At 38.1% G+C, this 25452-nt stretch carries 22 protein-coding genes; 10 read left to right on the top strand and 12 right to left on the bottom strand.

Translation table 11 applies throughout. From position 1 onward, the window contains the following. Positions 1–53 precede the first annotated feature (53 nt). Complete coding sequence (locus tag AC6I5C_RS12715; RefSeq protein ID WP_497905476.1) at positions 54–497, bottom strand: hypothetical protein; 444 nt, start codon at positions 495–497, stop codon at positions 54–56. A gap of 204 nt (positions 498–701) precedes the next feature. Here AC6I5C_RS12715 and AC6I5C_RS12710 point away from each other — a divergent pair, with 204 nt between their 5' ends. Continuing rightward, positions 702–1322, top strand: a complete 621-nt coding sequence (locus AC6I5C_RS12710) for an L-threonylcarbamoyladenylate synthase (RefSeq protein ID WP_497905475.1) — start codon at positions 702–704, stop codon at positions 1320–1322. A 102-nt stretch (positions 1323–1424) separates the two neighbouring features. Here AC6I5C_RS12710 and AC6I5C_RS12705 read toward each other — a convergent pair whose 3' ends face one another. The 5 genes from AC6I5C_RS12705 to AC6I5C_RS12685 all read right to left on the bottom strand — a co-directional run bounded on the left by AC6I5C_RS12705 (position 1425) and on the right by AC6I5C_RS12685 (position 5531). Then, positions 1425–1598, bottom strand: a complete 174-nt coding sequence (locus tag AC6I5C_RS12705) for a hypothetical protein (protein WP_171971880.1) — start codon at positions 1596–1598, stop codon at positions 1425–1427. Between the two features lie 307 nt (positions 1599–1905). After that, the gene (locus AC6I5C_RS12700; protein WP_497905474.1) at positions 1906–2763 is read right to left on the bottom strand and encodes an OmpA/MotB family protein; all 858 of its coding nucleotides are present in this window, start codon (positions 2761–2763) and stop codon (positions 1906–1908) included. Positions 2764–3272: 509 nt separating this feature from the next. Continuing rightward, the gene (locus AC6I5C_RS12695; protein ID WP_497905473.1) at positions 3273–3989 is read right to left on the bottom strand and encodes a T9SS type A sorting domain-containing protein; all 717 of its coding nucleotides are present in this window, start codon (positions 3987–3989) and stop codon (positions 3273–3275) included. An 80-nt stretch (positions 3990–4069) separates the two neighbouring features. Next, positions 4070–5059 carry a glycosyltransferase family 2 protein gene (locus AC6I5C_RS12690; RefSeq protein ID WP_497905472.1) on the bottom strand — a complete coding sequence of 330 codons (990 nt, stop codon included), beginning with the start codon at positions 5057–5059 and terminating at the stop codon, positions 4070–4072. A 10-nt stretch (positions 5060–5069) separates the two neighbouring features. Next, complete coding sequence (locus tag AC6I5C_RS12685; protein WP_497905471.1) at positions 5070–5531, bottom strand: type I restriction enzyme HsdR N-terminal domain-containing protein; 462 nt, start codon at positions 5529–5531, stop codon at positions 5070–5072. Positions 5532–5633: 102 nt separating this feature from the next. On the opposite strand from AC6I5C_RS12685, the gene holA reads away from it, so the two are divergent. The 8 genes from holA (at position 5634) to AC6I5C_RS12645 (ending at position 17773) form a co-directional block, all read left to right on the top strand. After that, on the top strand, positions 5634–6638 hold the full coding sequence (gene holA, locus AC6I5C_RS12680; RefSeq protein WP_497905470.1) for a DNA polymerase III subunit delta: 1005 nt from the start codon (positions 5634–5636) through the stop codon (positions 6636–6638). 451 nt (positions 6639–7089) lie between these two features. Then, positions 7090–8295, top strand: coding sequence for a T9SS type A sorting domain-containing protein (locus AC6I5C_RS12675; protein ID WP_497905469.1), 1206 nt, complete (start codon positions 7090–7092; stop codon positions 8293–8295). Positions 8296–8464: 169 nt separating this feature from the next. Continuing rightward, complete coding sequence (locus tag AC6I5C_RS12670; RefSeq protein WP_497905468.1) at positions 8465–9715, top strand: T9SS type A sorting domain-containing protein; 1251 nt, start codon at positions 8465–8467, stop codon at positions 9713–9715. Positions 9716–9899: 184 nt separating this feature from the next. After that, positions 9900–11141 carry a LamG-like jellyroll fold domain-containing protein gene (locus AC6I5C_RS12665; protein WP_497905467.1) on the top strand — a complete coding sequence of 414 codons (1242 nt, stop codon included), beginning with the start codon at positions 9900–9902 and terminating at the stop codon, positions 11139–11141. 173 nt (positions 11142–11314) lie between these two features. Then, entirely contained in the window at positions 11315–12556 is a 1242-nt protein-coding gene (locus AC6I5C_RS12660) for a T9SS type A sorting domain-containing protein (RefSeq protein ID WP_497905466.1), read from the top strand. Positions 12557–12728: 172 nt separating this feature from the next. Next, a complete protein-coding gene (locus AC6I5C_RS12655; RefSeq protein WP_497905465.1) occupies positions 12729–14888 on the top strand; it encodes a T9SS type A sorting domain-containing protein in 2160 nt (719 codons plus the stop codon). A 176-nt stretch (positions 14889–15064) separates the two neighbouring features. Then, on the top strand, positions 15065–16312 hold the full coding sequence (locus AC6I5C_RS12650) for a T9SS type A sorting domain-containing protein (protein WP_497905464.1): 1248 nt from the start codon (positions 15065–15067) through the stop codon (positions 16310–16312). Between the two features lie 207 nt (positions 16313–16519). Further along, a complete protein-coding gene (locus tag AC6I5C_RS12645; RefSeq protein WP_497905463.1) occupies positions 16520–17773 on the top strand; it encodes a T9SS type A sorting domain-containing protein in 1254 nt (417 codons plus the stop codon). Between the two features lie 78 nt (positions 17774–17851). Here the strand turns inward: AC6I5C_RS12645 and AC6I5C_RS12640 are convergent, their stop codons facing one another. Continuing rightward, positions 17852–18571, bottom strand: a complete 720-nt coding sequence (locus AC6I5C_RS12640; RefSeq protein ID WP_497905462.1) for a septal ring lytic transglycosylase RlpA family protein — start codon at positions 18569–18571, stop codon at positions 17852–17854. A gap of 245 nt (positions 18572–18816) precedes the next feature. Here AC6I5C_RS12640 and AC6I5C_RS12635 point away from each other — a divergent pair, with 245 nt between their 5' ends. Continuing rightward, on the top strand, positions 18817–20064 hold the full coding sequence (locus tag AC6I5C_RS12635) for a T9SS type A sorting domain-containing protein (RefSeq protein ID WP_497905461.1): 1248 nt from the start codon (positions 18817–18819) through the stop codon (positions 20062–20064). Between the two features lie 94 nt (positions 20065–20158). On the opposite strand, the gene AC6I5C_RS12630 is transcribed toward AC6I5C_RS12635, so the two are convergent. The 5 genes from AC6I5C_RS12630 to AC6I5C_RS12610 all read right to left on the bottom strand — a co-directional run bounded on the left by AC6I5C_RS12630 (position 20159) and on the right by AC6I5C_RS12610 (position 25418). Next, positions 20159–20635, bottom strand: coding sequence for a hypothetical protein (locus AC6I5C_RS12630; protein WP_497905460.1), 477 nt, complete (start codon positions 20633–20635; stop codon positions 20159–20161). 13 nt (positions 20636–20648) lie between these two features. Continuing rightward, a complete protein-coding gene (locus AC6I5C_RS12625; RefSeq protein ID WP_497905459.1) occupies positions 20649–20921 on the bottom strand; it encodes a DUF202 domain-containing protein in 273 nt (90 codons plus the stop codon). Then, positions 20918–21301 (bottom strand): DoxX family protein, encoded by a 384-nt coding sequence (locus AC6I5C_RS12620; RefSeq protein ID WP_497905458.1) that lies wholly within the window; start codon positions 21299–21301, stop codon positions 20918–20920. Before AC6I5C_RS12620 ends, AC6I5C_RS12625 begins: the two co-directional genes overlap by 4 nt. An 8-nt stretch (positions 21302–21309) precedes the next feature. Then, entirely contained in the window at positions 21310–22920 is a 1611-nt protein-coding gene (locus AC6I5C_RS12615; protein WP_497905457.1) for a class I SAM-dependent methyltransferase, read from the bottom strand. A gap of 86 nt (positions 22921–23006) precedes the next feature. After that, positions 23007–25418: an alpha-ketoacid dehydrogenase subunit alpha/beta gene (locus AC6I5C_RS12610; RefSeq protein WP_497905456.1), complete on the bottom strand. Its 2412-nt coding sequence runs from the start codon at positions 25416–25418 to the stop codon at positions 23007–23009. Positions 25419–25452 lie beyond the last annotated feature (34 nt).

Genomic DNA, 25452 nt, shown 5'->3' with positions numbered 1-25452 from the left:
CCTAAATATTCTTGAGCACATACGTAATGGTTAAAAGTAAAACGAGTTATTTCTTATTGAGAAATGTTAGTCATTTTTAGTTTTGGATCTAAGACATATGGATTAGAAGTATCATTATTGACAGTAAACACTACATAATAGTTTTCCTCTCCTTCTATATCGCTGTCATGTATTTTTCCGGAAACATTTCCGAGGCTATCTACTTCGATTATAGATTTTTTTAAAATTTTGGCACCCCCGCTATCTCCTGGTTTTCTTGCTATCAAGATAATTTGAATAGTATCTTTAGAATTAGGATCTTTTGTACGGCCTTCCCAAGTAACAGTTTTGTTTTTATCAACTTTAGAGGTGAATGCACTGGGGTCTCCAAGAGGATAGGGGCCGTCCCCTCTGTCATCAGAAAATACAGCAGTAAAGTTTACATTGCCAGTGGTTATGTTACTAGTATCTACTGTAAGATAAATTTTAGTGTCCTTTTTGTCATTATCGGAATTCATATTTCAATTATTTAATGGTTACTTTCATTTTAAGTGCTATTAAATAATGAAATGAGGCAATTATCTGTCTAAAGGAGAGCGATATACATTTAAAGATAGTGATTTTTTTTAAATCACTGATTTTTAATGTTTTAATTGTGTTTTGTGGGAGGGGTCTATTGGGAATATTTAACTACTTTTATAGTGACGTAAGAAACTTGAAAAATGGCCCAGTTTATTAGAATATATGAGGAAAATCCTAACCCAAGAGAGATAGATAAAGTAGTCAAAGTTCTTAAAAATGGCGGGTTGATAATTTATCCTACCGATACAGTTTATGGTTTGGGATGTGATATTATGAATACGAAGGCACTGGAGCGTGTGGCCAAAATAAAAAATGTGAAGCTAGAAAAGGCCAACTTTTCATTTATATGTGAAGATTTGAGCAATTTAAGCGATTATGTGAAGCAAATAGATACCAGTACCTTTAAAATTTTGAAAAGGGCCTTGCCTGGGCCTTATACCTTTATTCTTCCTGGCGCTAAAACACTTCCGTCGGTCTTTAAGAAAAAGAAAACCGTAGGGATTAGGGTGCCTGCCAATAATATTGCTTTGGAAATTGTGAGGCAGTTGGGTAATCCCATCATTTCAACCTCTATTCGTGATGATGATGAGATTTTGGAGTATACCACAGATCCAGAATTGATTCATGAAAAGTGGAATAATTTAGTGGATCTTGTTATAGATGGTGGTTATGGGGATAATGAGGCCTCTACGGTTATAGATTTTTCAGAAGAAGAACCTCTTATTGTTAGAGAGGGAAAAGGGTCTCTTGAAATATTTTAGAATTCTATTGTTGGAGTATGGGCGTGACAAATTGGTTGTACGGTTAATAATTTATCGGACAACTAAGGGCTTTGTTATGTAGAAGAAATACACTGAAAAAGTTCAAAAAACACTGTTCTTATTGAAGCTTTGTGCAGAACCGGACATTTTGTTATAGGTATGTTCTACAATGATAGATTCGGCTTCATGGTACTTTTCAGATTTGATAACATTTAATAACCAATCGAAATGGTTTTTTGAACGTCTTTTAAAACGATATGGTAATGCTTGTTCCATGGGTTAAATAAATTAGAAGCAGGCATTTACAGTTTTAGTTCTTAGAAAAAACAGAGGTAGCTTTGGGTCTTATAAATATAAGTGATGCGAAATTATAAAGTGCTGTTTTTCTTTTAATTACCGATTTTAATCGTTTAATGGATAAAATTTAAATTCCTCGTAAGACAAACTTCACAAAAAGAATGTGTGGAAGGTAATTGTCTGTTTTTGTGAGGTTTAAATTAGTCGTTTTTTCGACTTTATAAAAGAAGATTAACAAAAAAAGCCCACCATGAGGTGGGCTTGTAATTTATAATGTTTTGAAGAATTAACCTTCGTTACTAAGGTTTTTCATTTCTTCCTCGATCATGTCGTAGAACTGATCAATTTTTGGAAGTACAACAATTCTTGTACGTCTGTTTTTAGCTCTGTCTTCAGAAGTATCGTTAGAAGCTAAAGGCACGAATTCGGCACGTCCAGCAGCAATAAGCTGTTGTGGGTTTACGTCTAAGCTTTCCAATACTCTTACCACAGAAGTTGCACGCTTCACACTTAAATCCCAGTTATCCAACAATACCCCTCTTTGGTAAGGTACATTATCTGTATGGGCTTCTACCATAGCTTCAAAGTTTGGCTTGCTGTTGATAACTTTAGCTACTTTAGCCAAAACTTCTTTAGCTCTTGAAGTTACATTGTAGCTTCCACTTTGGAATAACAATTTGTCTGCAATAGAAATAAATACAACTCCTTTTTCAACATTAATTTCAATGTCTGGATCGTTAATACCTACTTCTTTTTTCAAGCTAGATACAATGGCAAGAGTGACACTGTCCTTTTTGGTTAACGCTTCTTGAAGACGCGTGATTTTTAAATCCTTTTCTTTTAGACTTTCCAATGATTTCTCAAGGTTTTCGGCACCTTTTTGGGTTAAGGTTGTCAAATTTCCTTTAGTATCAATCAAGTCTTGGTTGGTTCTGCGCAAGTCGGCAAGTTGTTCTTGCATCCCTTCTAAACGAGCAGTGGCTGCAGCTTTGTCTGAAAGACAGCTGTTTAGTTTTACGGTGGCGCTATTTAATAAGTCCTGAGTTTCTTTGTGTTTGGCTTCAAGAGCTGCATATTCTTTTTTAGATACACAAGATCCAAAAAGCAACATGGCCGAAGCACTCAATAGCATTAGTTTTTTCATAATTGTCCGCGATTATTCGTTGTTAATTTAACGTTCCAAAATTATAGAAAAGAATTTTCGTTTGGGAATAAGTTAACAAAAAGTTTAACAAAATTTATAAACAAAAAATGAAAGCGAAAAAAAAGCCAAACCAGCTTCAAAATATGAAGTGGTCTGGCTAAAAGCAAGGTTGGTTGAGTTGTTACTGCTAAGATTAAACTTTTGTAAAAAATCCCTGCTTCTGTTAAAGGTAAAGGTAACTACATTTAGCTCTATTTTAGTTCAAAATACTACCTGAACCGAAAACCTTTATAACGTTAAATTAATGAGCAAAAAGCACTTATAAATGTGTAACTCACACTTAAAATTGAGACCCGAAACTAAAAATTAAAAAAGGGTTGAAAGTTAAATTAATGTTAATGGGTTAAAAAAGATTGAGTTCGTCCAACTTTTTTAATTATAAGTTCGACTCAAGTCTTTTAGTATCTTTTTTTGAGCTCATTTGTCTTCATCTTTTTAAGAAATTGGTATTACTCTTTTACAAATTGTTTAGTGAAGTTGCCTTTGTCGGTGGTTACTTTTAAAATATAAACACCAGTCGTAAGGTCTTCAATATTAATTTCTGTGTCAGTATTGCTTAATACTAATTGCCCTAAACTATTATAGATTTGTGTAGAAGTTATGCCAGTTACACCTTTGATGTATAAAATAGAAGCAGTAGGATTAGGGTAAATAGATATTTCTTCCATTGATATTTCAGAAGTGCTTAAAGCTTCAGTTGTAACCACTAAGTTGTCAAAAATAATTGGAGTAGTTTGACTTGCAGTTACTGTAAATGAGGTTATGCCAGTCCAGTTCAATTCTACTTCGAGAGCATTGCTTGTAAATTCAACAACAACTGGTGTATTTGTGCCTCCTGTAGGAGTAAATGTATAGATCTCGGGTGGATTACCATTCATTGCTAAAATTGAAATGACATTAACGGCTGTGTCAAAAGTAAATACAACACTATCTGAACTGCTGCTGAAAATACAATTGCCGGATCCTCCATATGTAAGGCCAGACATGGAAATCACGTCTTTTGATGGGTCAGAGTCAAAAAATGTAACTGTTATACCATCTTTGGTTTCACTTAGGGATGTACCTCCTGTTGGAGAAGGGAGCGTTTCCCAATCAAAAGTGGTTTGTCCAATGGCATTCATAGTTCCCAAAGCTGCAACGCAGCCTAAAAGTAAAAGTTTTTTCATGGTTGTTTATTAAAAAATTTAGGACCGTGAAACTAAAAAGTACTTTTGTTTTGGGAGTTAAATGAAGGTTAATGTAGGAATTATCTATATGTTTTTTGCCCCTGAATATAGTATTTCAAAAGTATAGAAGTGCATTTATAGTAGTTCTTTTGCTGGGTAATCTGTTTACGCTGTTTAATTAATTGGGGTAAGTGAGCATAGTAGCTAAAATGCGCTTTTAGGATAGAAAAAATATGTTTGAATTTTAATTCAAACAAAAATTTAAGCGCTGCAATGCCGTCCAAAATCAATCGTGTTAATATTAAAAAGAAAATTGGCCCACTGGCATTTTTGGTAAGTGTATAGAGGCTGTTCCTAAAATTAAGATAGGTTTTTCTTGGGTTGCTGGATTGAAGTGTGGCCCCACCAACATGATAAACAGTGGAAGCACCTATATATTTAGCGGTGTAGCCCAAATTGAAGGCCCTCCAACAAAGATCAATTTCTTCCATATGGGCAAAGAAGGATTCGTCAAAACCGTTTAAAGTGAGGAAGACTTCTTTACGTATAAAGAAACAGGCGCCGGAAGCCCAAAAAATGTCGGTGTTGTCACTGTATTGACCTGTATCGGCTTCAACCGTTTCAAAAATTCGACCACGGCAAAAGGGGTATCCGAATTTATCAATAAAACCTCCTGCAGCCCCTGCGTATTCAAAGTGATCCTTTCGCTTGTAATCTAGAAGTTTTGGCTGTACAATGGCCGTGTTGGGGTTGTTGTCAAACTCATTGATGATTGGAGAAAGCCAATTTGGACTCACTTCAATATCACTATTCAGCAAGCAAAAAATATCAGCGTCTACCTGTTTAAGAGCATCATTATAACCTTTAGCATAGCCACCATTTTCCTGATTTTGAATGATGGTGATTTCTGGATACTTAGCTCTTACAAATGCTACGGAATCATCCGTAGACGCATTATCGGCTACATAGATGTCGGCGCTTTGGGAGTGTGATACCACAGAGGGCAGAAATTGCTCCAAAAGTTGTTTTCCGTTCCAGTTTAAAATGACAATAGCTATACGTGTGTTCACAGAAATGGTTTCAAGGGGTTGAGGGATTGGAATCATAGGAGGGGAGCTCTCTTAAAAAAGTGTAACGCTCCGCTTCAAAATCCATTTGACAATAATAATGATTAATTCCGTTGGTTACCATCAAAAATGAGGCATCCAAGGTTAAATTGTATCTCGCAATTTGGTCGAAGGTAGCTTGGCTTATAGGCACAGAAGGTGCTTTGCACTCCACAATAAGGTGAATGCTTCCGTCTGTATTGAATACCACAATATCGTAGCGTTTCTTCAAGTTGTTTACGGTCAGCTCCTTTTCAACATTAATAAGTGATTTGGGATAGTTTTTCACTTGCATCAGGTAATGCACGCAATGCTGGCGCACCCATTCTTCGGGTTGTAGAATGATGAATTTTTTACGAATCTCATCGAAAATAGAAATTTTATTTTCGCTACTTTTGAAACGGAATGAAAACTTTGGAAAGTTTAGGTTTTGCATGCGCGCTACTTGAATTTTTTCAAAAATACACTACATATAATAAATACCAAATGCCGGCTTTAGTTTTTCAATGGGCATTTGGATACATGAAATTTTACGCTTTTGGACGAGGTTAAACAGATAGTAACAGATATTAGGAACGGAAATTTAAAACCTATCTATTTTTTAATGGGCGAAGAACCTTATTATATAGATAAGATATCCGATTATATTGAAGACAATGTGCTTGCGGAAGAGGAGAAGGGCTTTAACCAAATGGTGTTGTACGGACGTGATATTTCTGTAGATGACATTGTGAGCAATGCCAAGCGTTTCCCAATGATGGCAGAACGCCAGGTGGTGATTGTTAAAGAGGCCCAAGACTTGGCACGGCAAATTGAAAAGTTGGCAGCCTATGCCGAAAATCCTCAGCCTTCAACCGTTTTGGTGCTCAATTATAAGTACAAGAAAATCGATAAGCGTAAAGCACTTTATAAAAGCATTAAAAAGACGGGTGTAGTCTATGAAAGCAAAAAACTTTACGATAACCAAGTAGCTGATTGGATCAGGCGTGTACTTTCTGGGCAGAACTACAGTATTACACCAAAAGCCGCCCAAATGTTGGTGGAGTTTTTAGGAACCGATTTGAGCAAAATCAGTAACGAACTGGATAAACTAAAAATTATTCTTCCCAAGGGTACTGAGATTTCTGCAGAACAGATTGAGGAAAATATTGGAATAAGTAAGGACTACAACAATTTTGAGCTCAGAAAGGCAATAGGGGAACGTAACACTTTAAAGGCTTTTCAGATTGTCAACTATTTTGCCGATAACCCAAAGGACAACCCTATGGTGATGACTGTATCGCTACTGTTCAGTTTCTTTTCCCAGTTATTGCAATTTCACGGATTGAGTGATAAAAATCCAAGAAATGTGGCTTCAGCCTTAAAAATCAACCCTTATTTTGTAAATGAATACACTGTAGCCGCACGCAATTTTCCAATGCGAAAAGTGAGTGCCATTGTAGAAACCTTGCGAGACTTTGACGTAAAGAGCAAAGGGGTTGGGGCTAATTCTATTCCTCAAGGAGATTTGTTAAAAGAGCTGTTGGTGAAAATCTTCAATTAACAACAATTTCACAAAGGTTAATCAAGTGTTAACGGTACACTTATTTTAAAGGTCAGGAAAGGCCTTTTGGTTATCTTTGCAGCGTAGTTTTATAAAATAAATTGAAGATTTTTGAAAGCTGCCATTTGGTTAATGTCAGTTATTTAGAATCATTAGGTTTTTTTATTAAGTTAAGTTTTTAGTTGATTAAACGAATTCAAGTTTTAAGGAAGTAGTTAGCCTTAAAATTTGGCCGCAAAAAGGTGTAACAGCCTTATGCAAATTGTGTTATGTTATGAAAAAAGTCAATCCTTTAGGGTTGGCTTTTTTTTTGTTTTATACCTTGTTGTTATTCTGTTGATGTTTAAGTGTTTATCGTTTTTAAAGGTTAAATTAATGTTAATGCAATGGTTAGATTTAGCGGAGCCTATAGTGTGTGATATTTTTAAGAAACAACTAAAATTTAACAATTATGATGAGAAAACTACACAAAAAAATGTTTTTTACTGTATGTTTCATGGTTTCTGTGTCGACTTTTAATGCGCAAAACGCATTGAACTTTGATAAGGTTAATGATTATATCCAAACACCTTATGCCGGTGTGCTTGGATCAGCTAACAGAACCTTTGAAGCTTGGATTTACGTCCCTTCTTCTTCTCCAGAATCCAATTTGGCAATTTTGGATTATGGATTGAGTCAAACCGGAGGTAGAAATACGTTTGCGGTTGGCGGTGATAGAAGTTTAAAATTTATCGCTGGAGCAGCCAATGTATCTACCGAGGCAGATACAGTACCGTTGGATACTTGGGTTCATGTGGCTTTTGTCAAAAATGGCAATATAGGTTATTTGTATATAAATGGTGATGAAATGGGGTCTGCTTCTGTAACTGCACTGAGTACGCCTTCTAATGGAGATAATCTGAAAATTGGAGAGCGCGTTACAGGTGGCTCTATTTTGTTTCAAGGTAATATTGATGAGGTTAGGATATGGGATATTGCAAGAACCGAAGCGGAAATCCAAGCTACTATGAATACTGAAGTATGTGAAGATGCTGCAGGATTGCAAGCATATTTTAAGTTGGATGAAGGAATTGCCGAAGGAGATAATTCAGGGGTTACCACGGCTGTAGATGCAGCCAATGGGAATAATGGTACCTTAATGGGATTCGATTTGTCCGCAGGAACTGTTTCTAATTATGTCGAAGGTCATGGTTTGGTAACTCAAGAAGATGTTACCCTTACAGCAGCTCAATCAGGAGCGACTTACCAATGGGTGGACTGTGACAATGCCAATACAGCAATTGTTGGTGCTACAGAGCAGGCCTATACACCAGCAGAGGTGGGGAGCTATGCGGTAGAAGTTACTGTAGATGGGTGTACCACGACTTCGGAATGTATTGAGGTGTCTTCATTGGGAGTGGAAGATGTGTTGTTTGCTAACAGTCTTAAATTATACCCTAATCCAACTTCTGGAGATTTAAATGTGAGTTTAAATGGCGTGTACCAAACTGTGGATGCGCAATTGGTATCAATCACAGGAAAAGTGGTAGCAACATACCAATTTAGTAATATCAATGAATTTTCATTAGATCTAAACAATTTCAATACCGGGCTTTATTTCTTAAATCTTAAGGCAGACAATTTAGATGCTGCCACAGTTAAAGTGGTAAAAATGTAATCTTTAGATATATCAATAAAAAAAGCCAGCCTTTCAGGTTGGCTTTTTTGTTTTACTTAGGCTTCAAAGTTAACATAAGTCTTGCCGGTTAATTTAAGGTTAAATGAACTGAATATTTTATGGCTTTTGAAGTACAGTCATAATTTAGTGGCCGTATAAATTAACAATTATGATGAAAAAACTACACAAAAAAATACTTTTGCCTGCATGTTTTGCGGCATCTATGTTAACGGTCAATGCGCAAAATGCTTTGGATTTTAACCCTATTGGTCCAGATGGTACCAACGACTACATAACCACTACAGCGCCTTCCATAGAGGGTGATGCTTCGAGAACGGTTGAAGCATGGATTAATGCTAGTTATTATATCAATCAAAGGTTTATTGTGGGAATGGGGACCATGGATGGAGGAGGTACCCGTTTCTCATTTAAAATAAATCCTGGAGATAATAACATAAGGATTGAAATAGGAGGAGGTGGAGTAACGGGGACCACTGATATAACAGACTCTCAATGGCATCATGTAGCAGTGGTGTATGATAATTCTCTGACTTCCAATAAATATAAATTATATGTGGATGGTGTATTGGATGTTGAAGGAGATTTAGGTACGGCCTTAAATATAGGGAGTAATAATATTGTAATCGGGGCTAGAAATGATCAGACTAATTCGTTTGATGGCAAAATAGCCGATGTACGTATTTGGGATGTTGCTAGAACGGCTTCGGAGATTGCCGATAATAAAGATATGACCCTTTGTGGAGATGAAGAAGGTTTGGTGGCTTATTACCAATTTAACGAAGGAACTGCTGGAGCCGATAATGCAGATATTACTACGGTAACCGATCTTAAAAATGGCTATAATGGGACCTTGCATAATTTTGCTTTAAATAATTCAATTTCCAATTTTGTTGCGGGGCCTACGTTAACAAGTGCTGTTGATAATACAGTGACATTGGATGCCTCTACACTTATGGCTACTGAGACAGGAGCTACCTACCAATGGTTTAACTGTACAGATGGTAATGTTGCTGTAGATGGCGCCACAGAACAATCATTTACTCCAGAAGTATCGGGAACCTATGCGGTTGAGATTACAGATAGTGAAGGATGTACGGTAACATCAACTTGTATGGCAGTAGAGGTTGAGTCATTAGGAATGGAAGATACTTTGTTTGCGAACAGTTTGAAATTGTATCCTAATCCAACTTCAGGAAATGTAAATGTGACGTTGAATGGCGTGTACCAAACTGTGGATGCGCAATTGGTGTCTATTACAGGAAAAGTAGTAGCAACCTACCAATTCAGCAACACCAATGAATTTTCATTAGATCTAAACAAGTTCAATTCGGGGCTTTATTTCTTAAACCTTAAGGCAGACAATTTAGATGCTGCTACTGTTAAAGTGGTAAAGATGTAATTGTGTAATGTGTTTATTTTGAAAAGCCAACCTGAAAAGGTTGGCTTTTTATTTTATTTTTTGTTAGGTTTTTGAAAGTCAATCTGTTATGTTTTTAAAGGTTAAATTAAGGTTAATGGGTGTGTTTGGAGGGAAATTTCTACAGGTCTTAAATAATTTTAAAGACAACTAAAATTTAACAATTATGATGAAAAAACTACACAAAAAAATGCTTTTGCCTGCATGTTTTGCGGCTTCTATGTTAACTGCCAATGCACAGAATGCTTTGGAGTTTGATGGTTCCAATGATTATATAACCACTACGGCACCTTCTATAGAGGGCAATGCTTCGAGAACGGTTGAAGCATGGATTAATGCCTCTTCGGATTCTGGGCAACGATTTATAGTAGGAATGGGGACCATGGATGCAGGGACCCGATTCTCATTTAAAATTAATCCAGGGTCTTCCTATATCAGGGTTGAAATAGGCGGAGGGGGATTAACCGGAAGCGACTACATAACAAACTCTCAATGGCACCATGTAGCCGTAGTATATGACAATTCCTTGACTTCCAATAAATACAAATTATATGTGGATGGTGTGTTGGATACTCAGGGCAATATTGGTAGTAATGATTTAGCCATAGGTAGTAATAATATAGCGATAGGGGCGAGAAATGATTTGGATCCAGCAACATATTTTGATGGGAAAATTGCAGAGGTACGTGTTTGGAATGTTGCGAGAACTGCTACAGAGATTTCCGATAATAAGGATGTGACCCTTTGTGGAAATGAAGATGGTTTGGTGGCCTATTACCAATTCAATGAAGGAACTGCAGGAACCAATAACTCAGACATTACTACAGTGTCCGATCTTAAAAATGGCTACAATGGAACACTGCATAACTTTGCTTTAAGTGGTTCATCATCCAATTATGTTGCAGGACCTACACTTACAGGTTCTGTTGATGATACGGTGACATTGGACGAATCTACGCTAATGGCTACTGCAACAGGAGCTACTTACCAATGGTTTAACTGTGCAGATGGTAATACAGCTGTAGATGGTGCCACAGGACAGTCGTTTACACCAGAAGCCTCAGGAACCTATGCGGTTGAGATTACAGATAGTGAGGGCTGTACTGTAACGTCAACATGTATGGCGGTAGAGGTTGAAGGATTAGGAATTGAAGATGCCTTGTTTGCCAATAGTTTAAAATTGTATCCTAATCCAACTTCAGGAAATGTAAATATGACCTTAAATGGCGTGTACCAAACCGTGGATGCACAATTGGTGTCTATCACAGGAAAAGTGGTAGCACAATATCAATTCAGCAATATCAATGAATTTTCATTAGATCTAAACGATTTCAATTCGGGGCTTTATTTCTTAAACCTTAAGGCAGATCAATTAGATACTGCGACTGTTAAAGTGGTGAAGATGTAATTGTGTAATGTGTTTATTTGGAAAAGCCAACCTGAAAAGGTTGGCTTTTTTTGTTGAAGCTTGAATTATAGTTGGTTGTTGTTTTATGGGGTTAAATTAAGGTTAAAGAGCTGTTTTTACAGGGTATTTCTTAAGGTCTGAAATATTTTTGAGTTCAATTAAATTTAACATTTATGATTAAAAATCTACACAAGAGAATGATTTTGCCTGCATGTTTTGCAGCGACTCTGTTAACAGCTAATGCGCAAACAGGACTGAACTTTGATGGTACAGATGATTATATCCAAACGTCTTATGCAGGTATAATTGGTACGGCTGATAGAACCTTTGAGGCATGGATTTATGTGCCTTCAACTGCGCCGGAATCTAACTTGGCAATTCTGGATTATGGTAATCAAACTCAAAGAAATACATTTGTGGTTGGTGGTGATAGAAATTTGAGATTTATAGGAGGTGGGCTACCGAATACCAATATTGCCTCTGCTGCAGAAACAATTCCTTTGGACACTTGGACGCATGTAGCATTTGTAAAGGATGGTGTGACAGGGTATCTTTATATCAATGGTGTGGAGTCAGGCTCTGGTTCTTTGACAGGTGTAAATACGCCACAGTATGGAGGGGGAATGGTCACTATTGGGCAACGAGTTTTAGGGGGGAGCATTCCATTTAACGGCACTATCGATGATGTTAGAATTTGGAGTGTAGCCAGAAGTGAGGCTGATATTGCTGCCAATATGAATGCTGAGTTTTGCGAATTGCCTACAGGATTGGAAGCCTATTATAAATTAAACGAGGGTATGGCAGGAGCTGATAATACTGATGTGGAAGTTAATGACGTTGTTAATGAAGTAAATCCTTCGGCTTTTAATACATTGCATAATTTTGCTTTAACGGGAGAAGCTTCTAATTATGTGGCTGGACATATAGATAGCGGATTAGATCTTACCGTGGCTACAGATAACAATGTCTTAAGTGCTAACCAAGCTGGTGCCACTTACCAATGGGTAGATGTAGATAATGCAAGTATTGCTATAGAGGGGGCTACTAGTCAAACGTTTTCACCTTCTGAAGATGGTAATTATGCCGTACAAATGACATTGGGAAGTTGTGTTGCACTATCGGAAACAGTTAATTATGTTGGGGGAACTTTAGGATTGGATGATACCTTATTTGCCAATAACCTAAAAGTGTATCCAAACCCAACTATAGGAAATGTAAATGTGACTTTAAATGGCGTGTACCAAACCGTGGATGCACAATTGGTGTCTATCACAGGAAAAGTGGTAGCACAATATCAATTCAGCAATACCAATGAATTTTCATTAGATCTAAACGATTTCAATTCGGGGCTTTATTTCTTAAACCTTAAGGCAGATAATTTAGATGCTGCCACAGTTAAAGTGGTGAAGATGTAATTGTGTAATGTGTTTATTTGGAAAGCCAACCTTTTTAGGTTGGCTTTTTTGTTTCTTTTTAAAAATCAAACTGTTGTGTTTTTTGTAGGTTAAATTAAGGTTAAAGCATGTGTTTGGTCGGTAAATTCTATAGGTCTAAGATAATTTTAAGGACAACTAAAATTTAACAGTTATGATTAAAAAACTACACGGAAAAATGCTTTTACCTGCATTTTTCGCAGCTTCTATGTTAACATCACATGCGCAGACTGGATTGCATTTTGATGGGACTGATGATTATGTTCAAACGTCGTTTGCTGGCGTACTTGGTTCGGCAGACAGAACTTTTGAAGCATGGATCTATGTGCCTTCAACCTCGCCGGAGTCTAATTTAGCAATTTTTGACTATGGTAATGGTACTGTAGGGGCCAGAAATACCTTTGTGGTAGGTGGTGATAAAAGCCTAAAATATCTTGGGGGTGGTTCAAATACTAATATTACTACAGCAGCAGAGACTATTCCTTTGGATATATGGACTCATGTAGCTATTGTTAAGGATGGGGGAACAGGTTATCTCTATATCAATGGTGTGGAGTCAGGCTCAGGTCCTTTGACAGGTATAAATACGCCAACATCTGGAGGGCAAATGGCTACTATTGGACAACGTGTTTTGGGGGGGAGTATCCCGTTTCATGGCTCTATCGATGAGGTCAGAATTTGGAGTGTGGCCAGAAGCGAGGCTGAAATTTCAGAAAATATGAATGCAGAGTTTTGCGAATTGCCTACAGGGCTGGAAGCTTATTATAAGCTGAACGAAGGTGTGGCTGGGGCTGATAATACTGAGATGGAAGTTAATGACGTTATTAATGAAGTAAATCCTTCAGCTTTTAATACATTGCATAATTTTGCTTTAACTGGAGAAGCTTCTAATTATGTGGCTGGAAATATAGATAGCGGTTTGGATCTTACCGTGGCTACAGAAAACAATATCTTAAACGCTAACCAAGCTGGAGCTACTTACCAATGGGTAGATGTAGATAATGATAATACCCCGGTTGATGGAGCTATAGACCAAACCTTCTCACCTTCGGTAGCGGGTAACTATGCGGTAGAAATTACGCTTGGTTCTTGTGTGGAAATGTCTGAAACTGCTAGTTTCGTTGAACCAGGGCCGTCAATAAATACAAAAACAGGGCTTAACTTTGATGGAGTTGATGATTATGTGCAGAGTCCGAGTATTCCCGTTTCAGGTAACAACCCCTGTACGGTAGAGGCTTGGGTACGTACTACTAAAAATTCCTTGCCTACGGGAGATGGAGGAAATGGGCAAAGTGTTATTTGTGATTGGGGAAATCCATCTCCTGCTCAGCGTTTTACTTTAAATCTTTTTTTTAACAACAGTGTGCGACTTGAAGTTGGACAAGGTGGAGTCTCTGGCGTTACTCCTGTAAATGATGGGGAGTGGCATCATGTGGCTGGAGTCTATAACCCGAATGCTTCAGGTGATAAAGTTAAGGTTTATGTAGATGGGGAAGAGGATGCCTCTGGGAATTTTGGTGCTTCTACTCTTTATATTCCAGTATATGGTACTGGGGTTAGATTGGGAAAAAGAGTATTGAATGATAATTTATTTGAAGGTGATATAGATGAGGTTCGTGTTTGGGATTATGCATTAACTGAAGCTGAGCTTCAAAGTAGAATGAACAGAGAGCTTTGTGGCGATGAAGATGGGCTTGCAGCGTATTTTCCACTTGGGGAAGGCGTGGCAGGAACTGACAACGCAGGCATGATAACTACGAATGATATGAGTCCTTCAGGAAATGATGGCGTGTTAAACAATTTTACCTTATCTGGCGATACTTCCAACTGGGGAGGAGGCCGTGATTTGGTATCATTAACAGATGCTACATTAACAGCTAATCATGCTGGGGCAGTTTATCAATGGGTAGACTGTGATAATGACAGTGCCGCAATAGATGGAGCGACTTCTCAAACCTTTATGCCTGATGCCTCAGGTAATTATGCTGTGGAAATTACAGTTGATGGCTGTGTAACCACTTCAGAATGTATGGCTGTGGAAGTAGAAGCCTTGGGAGTTGAGGAGGCTTTTATGAACAATATGAAAGTGTATCCTAATCCAACTTCAGGGAATCTTAATGTGAACTTGAATGGAGTTTATGACACTGTAGAGGCACAATTGGTATCCATCACTGGAAAAGTGGTTGGGCAATATCAGTTCAGTAATACCAATGGGTTTGCTATCGAGTTGAACAACGTCAATTCTGGATTGTATTTCTTAAACCTAAAAGCAGATAACTTGGATGCTGTGATTATTAAGGTTGTAAAAATGTAATTTTTAGTAATGTGTTTAAGTGGAAAAGCCAACCTCTTTAGGTTGGCTTTTTGCTTGTGTATTGAAAATCAATTCGTTATGAATTATAGAGGTTAAATTAAGGTTAAACACATTTATTTTTAAGGTATTTTGTTTTGGTTTTAAATAGTTTGAGGGCAACTAAAACTTTTACGAATATGATTAAAAAACTACACAAAAAAGTGCTTTTATCTGCGTGTTTCGCAGCTTCAATGGTAATTTCTAATGCGCAAACCGGACTCCATTTTGATGGAGTTGATGATTATGTTCAGGGAACAGTTGCTCCTGTTACAGGAACTAACAACAGAACCATTGAAGCGTGGATACGAACTACAAAAAATTCAAATCCATATAATGCATCTACCCAGCCAGATGGGGAGGGGCAAAGTGTGATTTGCGACTGGGGGTATGGCTCACCAAATCATAGCAGATTTACGTTTAATATTTTATGGGGTAATACTTTGCGATTAGAGGTTGCTGGTGGAGGTCTGAATGGCAATACAGCGGTTAATGATGGTGAATGGCATCATGTGGCGGTAACCTATGATCATTCAGCTTCCGAAAAGGTGAAATTGTATGTGGACGGAGTTTTGGATGCTTCGGGCAATATGAATAATAGTGCATATGCCAATACCACTTCTACGGTAAAGTTGAGATTGGGAATGAGAGTTGATGGGGTGAATTTATTTAGAGGAGATATGGATGAAGTACGTGTTTGGGATTATGCCTTGACGGAAGGCGAACTTCAAAGTAGGATGAATATAGAGTTGTGTGGTGATGAAGCCGGTTTGGTGGCTTATTATCCTTTTGGAGAAGGCTCTCCAGGGGAAGACAATACGGGAGTGACTTCTACAAGTGATATGAGTCCAACAGCCGATACAGGAACCTTGAATAACTTTACGCTTACAGGGGAGACTTCCAATTGGGTGGAAGGTCATGGATTGGTATCCTTATCTGAAAGTACCCTTACTGCGGCTCAAACTGGCGCAACATACCAGTGGGTAGATTGTGACAATGATAATACTGCCATTGAAGGTGAAACGTCCCAAACGTTTACGCCTGAAGGCTCAGGAAACTTTGCAGTTGAAATTACGGTTGATGGTTGTACCACTACTTCGGAATGTGTGGAAGTATCTTCCCTAGGAGTGGAAGATGTCTTGTTTGCCAGTAGTTTAAAATTACATCCAAATCCAACCTCAGGAAATGTGAACGTGACTTTGAATGGCGTGTACCAAACTGTGGATGCTCAATTGGTGTCTATCACAGGAAAAGTGGTGGCAACATATCAATTCAGTAACACAAATGAATTTTCCTTAGATCTTAATAATTTCAATTCCGGACTTTATTTCTTAAACCTTAAGGCAGATCATTTAGATGCTGCGACTGTTAAAGTGGTAAAGATGTAATTTTTGTAATGTGTTTATTTCGAAAAGCCAACCTGAAAAGGTTGGCTTTTTTTGTAGGGCCAAGCAGGTTTGTTTATCACATTGAGACTGAAAGGGTCTATGGTTTTTAGAGGGTTAATAGAGGGTTAATAGAGGGTTAATGGGGGATCAATACCCTAGGGGTTTATAATTAGTTTAAGTTATTTTATAGATAAATTAACTCAAATTATGATTAAAAAAAAACACAAAAAATGGTTGTTATCTGCGGGATTTGCAACTGCCATGTTTACAGCTAATGCGCAAACAGCGTTAAATTTCGATGGATTTGGCGATTATATCATCACAGATTTATATGGACCCCAAGGCAATTCTGCCAGAACGGTTGAAGCTTGGGTGGATCATTCTAGTGGTGGTCAGGATATTATTGTAGAATGGGGTGGTGGTGATGTAACTCCTGAGGGAGGACCTCGGTTCACTTTTAAATTTCAAGACAGAAAGTTACAGATAGAAACAGGGGGAGGGGCAAGCAATAGGCTTACAGGTGCCACTTACAACCCTTTGGGATGGCATCATGTTGCGGTAACTTACGATCCTTCTTTAGAGAGCAATCAGTATAAACTTTACTTGGATGGTGAGATAGAAGCTCAAGGGAATTTTACAGGTACAGGAACCAATACCTCCAATGTGGCTCCTATTCAAATTGGGGCTAGGGCCGGAAACCCAGCTGATACAGGCTATAATGGAACTATTGATGATGTGCGAATCTGGAATGTAGCAAGAACCCAAGCAGAAATTCAGGCTAATATGAATAATGAGCTTTGTGAGTACCCAGAATCCTTAATAGCTTACTACAAATTGAACGAAGGCGTACCTGGAGCTGATAACTCAGCTGTTACAACGGTTATAAATGAAGTGTCTCCTTCTGATGTGAATGAACTACACAATTTTGGAATGAGTACTTCTTGGGTATCAAATTATGTGGAAGGAAATATTACACATGATATCGATATAACGATTACTCAAGGGGAAACCTCATTTACAGCTAACCAAGAAGATGCTACATATCAATGGGTAGATGTAGATAATGGTCATGCGCCAATTGAAGGTGCCACCGAGCAAACATTTTTTCCTTCAGAAGAAGGGAATTATGCCGTTGAAATTACTGTTGGAGGATGTGTGGAAATGTCAGTGACCGTTTATTATGAAAATAACTCATTAGGGATAGAGGATGATGTTTTTGTACAAGGTCTGCAATTGTATCCTAACCCAACTTCAGGGGACTTAAATGTTACTTTAAATGGTGTTTACCAAACTGTAGAAGCACAATTGGTGTCTATTACAGGAAAGGTAGTTGGACAATACCAATTCAGCAATACCAATGGCTTCTCACTAGATCTTAATAGTTTCAATTCTGGGGTTTATTTCTTGAATTTAAAAGCGGACCAATTGGAAGGGGTAACCTTAAAAGTTGTTAAAATGTAATTGAGAGAATGTACATTTAACAAAGAAGCCAATGCATAATGCATTGGCTTTATTTTTTAATTGGAATTCCTTTATGATTTAGGAAGTTGTGAGATCTACGATAAAACAATCAGGATACTTTTTTTCAACTTGATCTCTAAAATTTTCCGCTTTACTACGGGTGTTGAATTTTCCCAAAATAAGGGAATAGATTTTTACACCATTAATGGTTTTTACCTGAACGGTAACTTCCTTTTGATAGCTTACTTTTAGGTTGTCGGCCAAACGAATAAGGTTGGCCAGTTCTTGGAAGCTTCCTATCTGAACTCCTATCCAATCTGGTTTTACTCTATCAATGGCTAGTTCGTAAAACTCCGATTCTATGGGGGCTGCTGTTACGGGATTAGGACTTTCTGAAGGGGCTTCAGGAGTAACTGCGATGGTTTCTTCTGTAGTTTGAGTAGACAAATCTCCAGCGTCCAATACTTCAATTACAACATCGGCTACTCCAGCGGCTACAAAATCCAATTTTTCCGCGATAGACTTAGACAGATCAATGATGCGGCCACTTACAAAGGGACCTCTATCGTTTACTTTTACATAGGCCGTTTTGTTGTTGGCAAGGTTGGTTACTTTTAGCATGGTGCCAAAAGGCAAACTTCTGTGGGCAGCTGTAGCATTTTTGTGCGAATAGGGTTCTCCACTTGCAGTTAAGCGTCCTTCAAACTTATCGCCGTAAAACGAGGCTTTACCAGTCTGTACTTGAGCGGAAAGGACAGTAGTGAACATAGCAAGTGCTAACAAAATAATAGGTTTCATGGGGTATTGGGGCATTGATTAGTTAAATAAACTGGCAATATACAGAAAGTTGATAAGAAAATTCAAGCAGAAATTATAAGATTCTCTAAAAGAAACACAATGTATTCAATGGGCGGATATCTTTAAAAGACTACAGTAGCTCTGGCATTGGCAAGCTTCAAGGTTAAATATGGGTTAATCAATTTACGGGAAGTTGGCACTTTTTGGGAATTGGATTTTTTTTGCAAAAAAACACATTACAAATTATGATGAAACAATTACACAAGAAATTTGCGATGTCTGCTTTGGTTGCAGGCTCATTTTTAATATCCAATGCCCAAACCGGAATTCATTTTGATGGTGTGGATGATTATATTCAGGGAACGGTAACTCCTGTTGGAGGGAGTAATCCTAGAACTATTGAGACATGGATTAGAACTACTAAAAATTCAACTGCTTATAATGCTGATACCAATCCAACTGGAGAGGGACAGAGTGTTATTTGCGATTGGGGAAGTACTGCCAATGGAACGCGATTTACATTTAATATTTTACCCAATAATGCTTTAAGACTTGAAAGAGCAGGGGGAGGTGTAAATGCGGTAACTCCTGTAAATGATGGTGAATGGCACCATGTAGCTGTGACCTATCAAAATATTGGAACCAATTTGGGAGCCGTAAAGTTTTATGTTGACGGAAACTTGGATAATGAACTTAATATTGAGGGCTACCTTTATACTTACGAAAATCTGAAACTTAAAATTGGCGAGCGCATAGACGGGGTTAATCGTTTTAGAGGTGATATGGATGAGTTCAGAATATGGAACAGAGTATTGACCCAAGAAGAACTTCAAAGTAGAATGTATACAGAGCTTTGTGGAACCGAGGAAGGCCTGGTAGTGTATTATCCATTTAGTGAAGGAACACCTAACCAAGACAATGCTGGAGTTAGTGAAGCTATTGACGAAAGCCCTACGGCAGATATTGGTACCTTAACCAATTTTGCTTTAACTGGGGACACTTCAAATTGGGTAACTGGTCGTCCTTTAATCGTGTTTGAAGAGGATGTTTTGTACGCTAATCAAGAGGAGGCAACCTATCAGTGGGTGGACTGTGCGAATGGCAATACAGCGATTGAAGGTGCCACTGAGCAAGGTTATGTTGTTGAAGAGTCTGGATCCTATGCTGTAGAAATAACTGTGGCAGGGTGTGTTACGACTTCAGAATGTGTGGAGATAGATTTAGATGCATTAAGCATTGAAGAGAATTTGATGGATGCTTTAAAAGTATTTCCTAATCCAACTTCAGGAAACTTAAATGTTGCTTTAAAGGGTGTTTATCAAACAGTAGAGGCACAATTGGTATCTATTACTGGAAAAGTGGTAGGGCAATATCAATTTAACAATACTAACGAGTTTCAAATTGAATTGAGCCAGTTTAATTCTGGAGTATATTTCTTGAACTTAAAGGCAGACCAATTGGATGCCGTAACAATAAAAGTTGTTAAGATGTAATCGAACGATTACGCCTTTAGTGATGAAGCCAATGCACTTGCATTGGCTTTTTTTGTTTGTGGAATTAAGAATAAAAGAATAATTGGGGTTTGAATCATTCAGATAACGCTTCCAATTCTAAAGTATAGTCGTATTGCAAATCTTCGTGCAACACAGAAATTTTCTTTTTGAGGCTATTGATTTGTCTTTCGAATAGATTGTTTAGAGTAACATTTTCAAATATAGAAGGGCTAAAGTCCTTAAGTTTTTGACAGAAATAGAGAAGTAATTCTACTTCGGTTTCATTTTTAAGGGAATAACGAATATACTTCTGCACGCTTCTTAAAATTTTACGCACACTTTTTTTGATGTAGAAATAGCTGTTGGTATTGATCTGTTCAAATTGGGAGTCCATATCCATTTTTACAGCATCAATGTAGCCTTGTTCGTCATGCGATTCAAATAGCAGGTAGGTAAGTAGCTCCTTGTTCTCCTTTTTAAAACGAGCCAAGCGAAGGCATAGGTTGGTGAGCTCTTCATGGCTTCGGTGCTGCAATTCTTTTTTGATATTGGAAACGGTTTCTGTGTGCATAAATGATGTTTAATCAGGCATTGTAGTGTTTTCTAATCAATCGTCTCACGTAAATTAAACGAACAATGCCAATGGAAAGAATAATGGGGGCAACGGTAATAAGAATGACTCCAAAGGGTTTCATACTGTTGAAAATTTCGATTTTTAAAATGGTGATACCTGTTCCCAAAAACACGATTGCAGTCCTAAAATACGCCAAAAAGGTGCGCTCATTGGCCAGTTTAGTACGCTCAATAGCTAGCCAATCGCGAGTGATTAATTTAGGTTTGGTTTCCGCAGTGTTCATTTTTTTAAACGATTATCCAAAGAGTAACTTCCAGGTCCCATTAAAAATATAGCGATATAAGCAGCAAGATACAACAAGGCTTTTTCTTTATTCCCAATAGGGTCTTGTAAATGGACTACAAAGGCGGCAACTGCCATGGTGATGATTATTGGAATGCTACTCAGTTTGGTTTTTATACCTAAAATTACGGCAATTGGGGCCAAAACTTCGGCTATTAAAGTCAATATTAAGGATGTGGTTGCACCCAAACCTATGGGGTCTGCAAATTCAATGGGTGATGCAAATAGTCTTGGAATTTTAGGAATGCCATGGGTGAGCATTAATCCTGAAAACATAACTCTTAAAATTAATAAGGCAAAATCTGAATGTGGTTTTTTCATATAATGGGCTAGGATGAAACTCCTTTAAATAAATTAATACTTACGGTTGCTAGGTCGCTGTTGGGAAATTTGGAGGCATACTGTGCTACCGGGGCCAATCCTGCCTCTTTCGCCAAGGCTATAAAGATATCAATTTCCAAAATATATTGGTCACTATAGCCATGGGTGGCGTCATAAGCAGTAGCTGGAGTTTTGCCTAGGTTTTTGCTTATCATTTCTGGAGCAATAGTGTGCAATTCTATAATGAGCAGGCCAAACCGCTCCACATAGGGTTTCCAGCGCTGAAAATGTTCTAGGAGCGAATCTTCCACCAAGCTATTTTGAAGACGTTCACCTCTATAGGCGAAAGCACCAGAAGAGATGCTGGTTCTTTGGGTAGGATTTTGTGGCGCTGTCCAAATCCTGTTGTGGTCTAAAAAGGTTCTTACATTCAATAAATCTCCTAAATCGATACCATAATCTTCTTTTAGGTCTTGAGCCAATAAATCAGGTCTGCCCACATCGCCCCAAATCACTTTGGCCCAAATATCGGCAGAAATTAAATTGGCTCTGGTGACTTTCAATGCGGCTTGGTTCAAGTCGGCACCAACCAATAGTAAAGGATGTTCCTCTAGCATTTTTCCCCTTAGGGTTTGGTGTTCGATGACATCGAAAATATGTTGAAGAAAAGCTCCGTTACCACAGCCCATGTCTAAAATTCCTTTTGGTTGCGCATCGATTGGTTTGTTGAACAATTCAATAATCACTTCATCTATGACTTTGAAATAGGTGGAATGGGCGCCACCGCTGCCCCAAACATTCATTTCTCTGTCTACATGCTTTTCCGTTTCGTTTATATTATCGGTTTTTAAGATGAGGGGATTTCCAAAAATAAGCGCTTCTAGATTTATAAAGGTAGGGAGGTAGGACACGGTAACGCCATAAGCAGTGGCTCGCTTGGCAAAAAACAGACCTGTATCAGTAAATTGATAAGTGTTCTTTTTTTTGGTAAACCATCCCAAATAGGCAAAAAAGTCTAGGATCTTTTTAAAACTTTCAGGGTTTCTATGGTATTCTTCTGCAGTAAAGGAGGCTTCCATAAAGTATTTGTGGAACAGCCCGCGAACTCCCATCAATACAATAATAGGGGCTACTATCAAGCCTTCAATATGTTTCAGAATTTGGAATTCTAGACTATCTTCTGGCGGTTGTTTCAATCCAAAATGATTTTCAGAGTTCTTGAAAATATGTTCCAATGCTAAAAAGGCATCCGGACCAATGCGTTCCTCTGGAAATTTCACGGAATAGGATAGGAGTTGAACAGCTTCTTTGTACAATGGGATGAGTTGAAAAGCCTTTTCACTTTGGTCATTAATAGCGTAGTGAATGGTATTGTTCTTTGTGGTTAGTTCTTGGTTTAGCCATCCTTGAGCGCAGAGAATTCGTAGAGCTACATTTAAATAGCCCTCATTGGCCTTGAATTTTATTGTAAGTTGTTCTAGATCTACTTGTTGCTGTTCTAGAATGTAATTGAGTACACCCTTTTCATGCAATACATGGGCTGTGGTAGCTGTAGCAATACCGTCAAGATGCCTAAAAATAGTACTTCTTAACTGCTGTTTGTCATGTTGAGTAAGCATACAAGGAATGTGAGTTCCTTATAAATATAAAAAAACCTTTTAGGAAGTCCTAAAAGGTTTTGTATATAAAGTTGATAATAAATTGCTTATCTCAAACTCGGGAAGTTTGTAGGGTTTGTTTCATGCATCATGTTGTAAACCGCTTCAAAAATGTCTTCGGCAGAAGGTTTTGAGAAATAGTCACCATCTGTACCGTAGGCAGGTCTGTGCTGTTTCGCAGTCAATGTTTGTGGCTGACTGTCTAAATATTGGAATGCATTTTGGGTATTTAAAATTTCATCCAAAATATAAGACGAAGCACCTCCAGGAACATCCTCGTCAATTACCATCAAACGATTGGTTTTTTGAACACTTTTCAGGATGTCGTGGTTCAAATCGAATGGTAACAAAGATTGTACATCAATAACTTCAGCATCGATACCAACTTCCAATAGATCCTTAGCTGTTTGCGCTACGATATTTAAAGTCGATCCGTAAGACACCAAAGTAATATCTGCACCTTCCTTAACGGTTTCCACGACACCAATAGGTGTTTTGAACTCCCCAAGGTTTTCTGGCATTTTTTCTTTAAGTCTGTATCCGTTTAGGCATTCCACAATCAAAGCAGGCTCGTCACTTTCCAACAATGTGTTGTAGAAACCAGCAGCTTTGGTCATGTTGCGAGGTACTAAAACATGCATACCGCGAACCAAATTGATGATACCTCCCATTTGGGAACCAGAGTGCCAAATACCTTCCAGTCTGTGGCCACGGGTTCTAACAATTAATGGCGCTTTTTGTCTACCTGCTGTACGATAGTGTAGCGTAGCCAAATCGTCACTCATAATTTGAAGTGCGTACATTAGGTAGTCCAAATATTGGATTTCGGCAATGGGCCTTAAACCTCTCATGGCCATTCCAATTCCTTGGCCTAAAATGGTAGCTTCTCTAATTCCTGCGTCAGAAATACGAAGGTCACCATATTTTTCCTGTAAGCCTTCCAATCCTTGGTTAACATCTCCAATATTTCCAGAATCTTCACCAAAAATCAAAGTGTTTGGATATTTGTTGAAGATAGCATCGAAGTTATCACGGATCACTACACGACCATCCACTTCAGTTGCATTATCACCATAACTAGGAACAACTTCTTTTACATTTAAAGCCGACTTTTCAGTTTCTGAGTATAGATGTGAACTGTATTTAGGCTGTACCTCTTCAAAGAAGGTGTTGATCCAATTTTGAAGTGCTGTTTTTTCAGCAGTATTTTCTGAAATTACGTAACGCAACGCCTTTCTAGCTACAGAAATAACATCTTTTCGTATAGGTTCTTTTATTTCTGAAAGCTCATTGGCCAATTTATTAATAAATGCCTTGTTGTGGCTAGAATTTGCCAATTGGTTAAGCAAGGTGATAGCTTGCTGCTGTTCTTCTTTTATAGGCTTTAGATAAGCATCCCAAGCCAGATTTTTGATATTTCTAACATCTTTCTTTATGGTCTTTTCTATCTCGCGCAATTCCTCTTCGGTTGCCATATTGTTGGCAAGCATCCATTCGCGCATTTTTGAGATACAATCGTGCTCTGTTTCCCATTCCAAACGGTCTTTACTCTTATAACGCTCATGCGATCCTGAAGTAGAGTGCCCTTGTGGTTGGGTCAATTCCAACACGTGAATCAATACAGGAACGTGCTCTTCTCTGGCGATGCGAGCCGCTTCTTGATACGTTTCAATCAAGGCTACATAATCCCAACCGTTTACTTTTAGGATTTCATAACCATTACCGTTTTCATCTCTTTGGAATCCTTTTAATATCTCGGAAATACTTTCTTTGGTAGTTTGATATTTGGCGTGAACAGAAATACCATATTCGTCATCCCAAACACTAATTACCATAGGCACTTGTAATACACCGGCAGCATTGATGGTTTCAAAAAACAAGCCTTCACTGGTACTGGCATTTCCAATGGTTCCCCAAGCTACTTCATTTCCCTTTACAGAAAAGTTAGTAGTATCAATCCCTTTTACATTTCGGTAGATTTTAGAGGCTTGTGCCAATCCCAGCAATCGTGGCATTTGGCCAGCGGTAGGAGAGATGTCGGCACTGGAGTTCTTTTGTTTGGTCAAGTCTTTCCAATTTCCATTGGCGTCTAAGCTATGGGTGCCAAAGTGACCTCCCATTTGACGTCCGGCGGACATTGGATCGGCTTCAAGGCTAGGATGCGCATATAAACCAGCAAAAAACTGTTGCACGGTCAATTCGCCAATGGCCATCATAAAAGTTTGGTCTCTGTAATAGCCAGATCTAAAGTCTCCATTTTTGAAAGCTTTGGCCCAGGCTAATTGAGGTACTTCCTTTCCGTCTCCAAAAATTCCAAACTTAGCTTTCCCAGTAAGTACTTCTCTTCTTCCTAGCAAACTACACTCTCTACTGGTGACAGCAGTTTTATAATCGTTGATAACTTCTTGTTTAAAATCATCAAAGGTTATGTCTTGTATAGTGGTTGTTTCAGTTTGCATAGTGTCGATTTTATAGTTGTTGCAAATTTAGGTA

Source organism: Mangrovimonas sp. sgz306409 (assembly GCF_059735265.1).
This window is presented reverse-complemented; position numbering and strand designations above follow the sequence as displayed.

Coding starts and splice junctions, on each gene's coding strand:
- AC6I5C_RS12715 (WP_497905476.1), bottom strand. CDS start 497: ATGAATTCCGATAATGACAAAAAGGACACTAAAATTTATCTTACAGTA.
- AC6I5C_RS12710 (WP_497905475.1), top strand. CDS start 702: ATGGCCCAGTTTATTAGAATATATGAGGAAAATCCTAACCCAAGAGAG.
- AC6I5C_RS12705 (WP_171971880.1), bottom strand. CDS start 1,598: ATGGAACAAGCATTACCATATCGTTTTAAAAGACGTTCAAAAAACCAT.
- AC6I5C_RS12700 (WP_497905474.1), bottom strand. CDS start 2,763: ATGAAAAAACTAATGCTATTGAGTGCTTCGGCCATGTTGCTTTTTGGA.
- AC6I5C_RS12695 (WP_497905473.1), bottom strand. CDS start 3,989: ATGAAAAAACTTTTACTTTTAGGCTGCGTTGCAGCTTTGGGAACTATG.
- AC6I5C_RS12685 (WP_497905471.1), bottom strand. CDS start 5,531: ATGCAAAACCTAAACTTTCCAAAGTTTTCATTCCGTTTCAAAAGTAGC.
- AC6I5C_RS12675 (WP_497905469.1), top strand. CDS start 7,090: ATGATGAGAAAACTACACAAAAAAATGTTTTTTACTGTATGTTTCATG.
- AC6I5C_RS12670 (WP_497905468.1), top strand. CDS start 8,465: ATGATGAAAAAACTACACAAAAAAATACTTTTGCCTGCATGTTTTGCG.
- AC6I5C_RS12665 (WP_497905467.1), top strand. CDS start 9,900: ATGATGAAAAAACTACACAAAAAAATGCTTTTGCCTGCATGTTTTGCG.
- AC6I5C_RS12660 (WP_497905466.1), top strand. CDS start 11,315: ATGATTAAAAATCTACACAAGAGAATGATTTTGCCTGCATGTTTTGCA.
- AC6I5C_RS12655 (WP_497905465.1), top strand. CDS start 12,729: ATGATTAAAAAACTACACGGAAAAATGCTTTTACCTGCATTTTTCGCA.
- AC6I5C_RS12650 (WP_497905464.1), top strand. CDS start 15,065: ATGATTAAAAAACTACACAAAAAAGTGCTTTTATCTGCGTGTTTCGCA.
- AC6I5C_RS12645 (WP_497905463.1), top strand. CDS start 16,520: ATGATTAAAAAAAAACACAAAAAATGGTTGTTATCTGCGGGATTTGCA.
- AC6I5C_RS12640 (WP_497905462.1), bottom strand. CDS start 18,571: ATGAAACCTATTATTTTGTTAGCACTTGCTATGTTCACTACTGTCCTT.
- AC6I5C_RS12635 (WP_497905461.1), top strand. CDS start 18,817: ATGATGAAACAATTACACAAGAAATTTGCGATGTCTGCTTTGGTTGCA.
- AC6I5C_RS12630 (WP_497905460.1), bottom strand. CDS start 20,635: ATGCACACAGAAACCGTTTCCAATATCAAAAAAGAATTGCAGCACCGA.
- AC6I5C_RS12625 (WP_497905459.1), bottom strand. CDS start 20,921: ATGAACACTGCGGAAACCAAACCTAAATTAATCACTCGCGATTGGCTA.
- AC6I5C_RS12620 (WP_497905458.1), bottom strand. CDS start 21,301: ATGAAAAAACCACATTCAGATTTTGCCTTATTAATTTTAAGAGTTATG.
- AC6I5C_RS12615 (WP_497905457.1), bottom strand. CDS start 22,920: ATGCTTACTCAACATGACAAACAGCAGTTAAGAAGTACTATTTTTAGG.
- AC6I5C_RS12610 (WP_497905456.1), bottom strand. CDS start 25,418: ATGCAAACTGAAACAACCACTATACAAGACATAACCTTTGATGATTTT.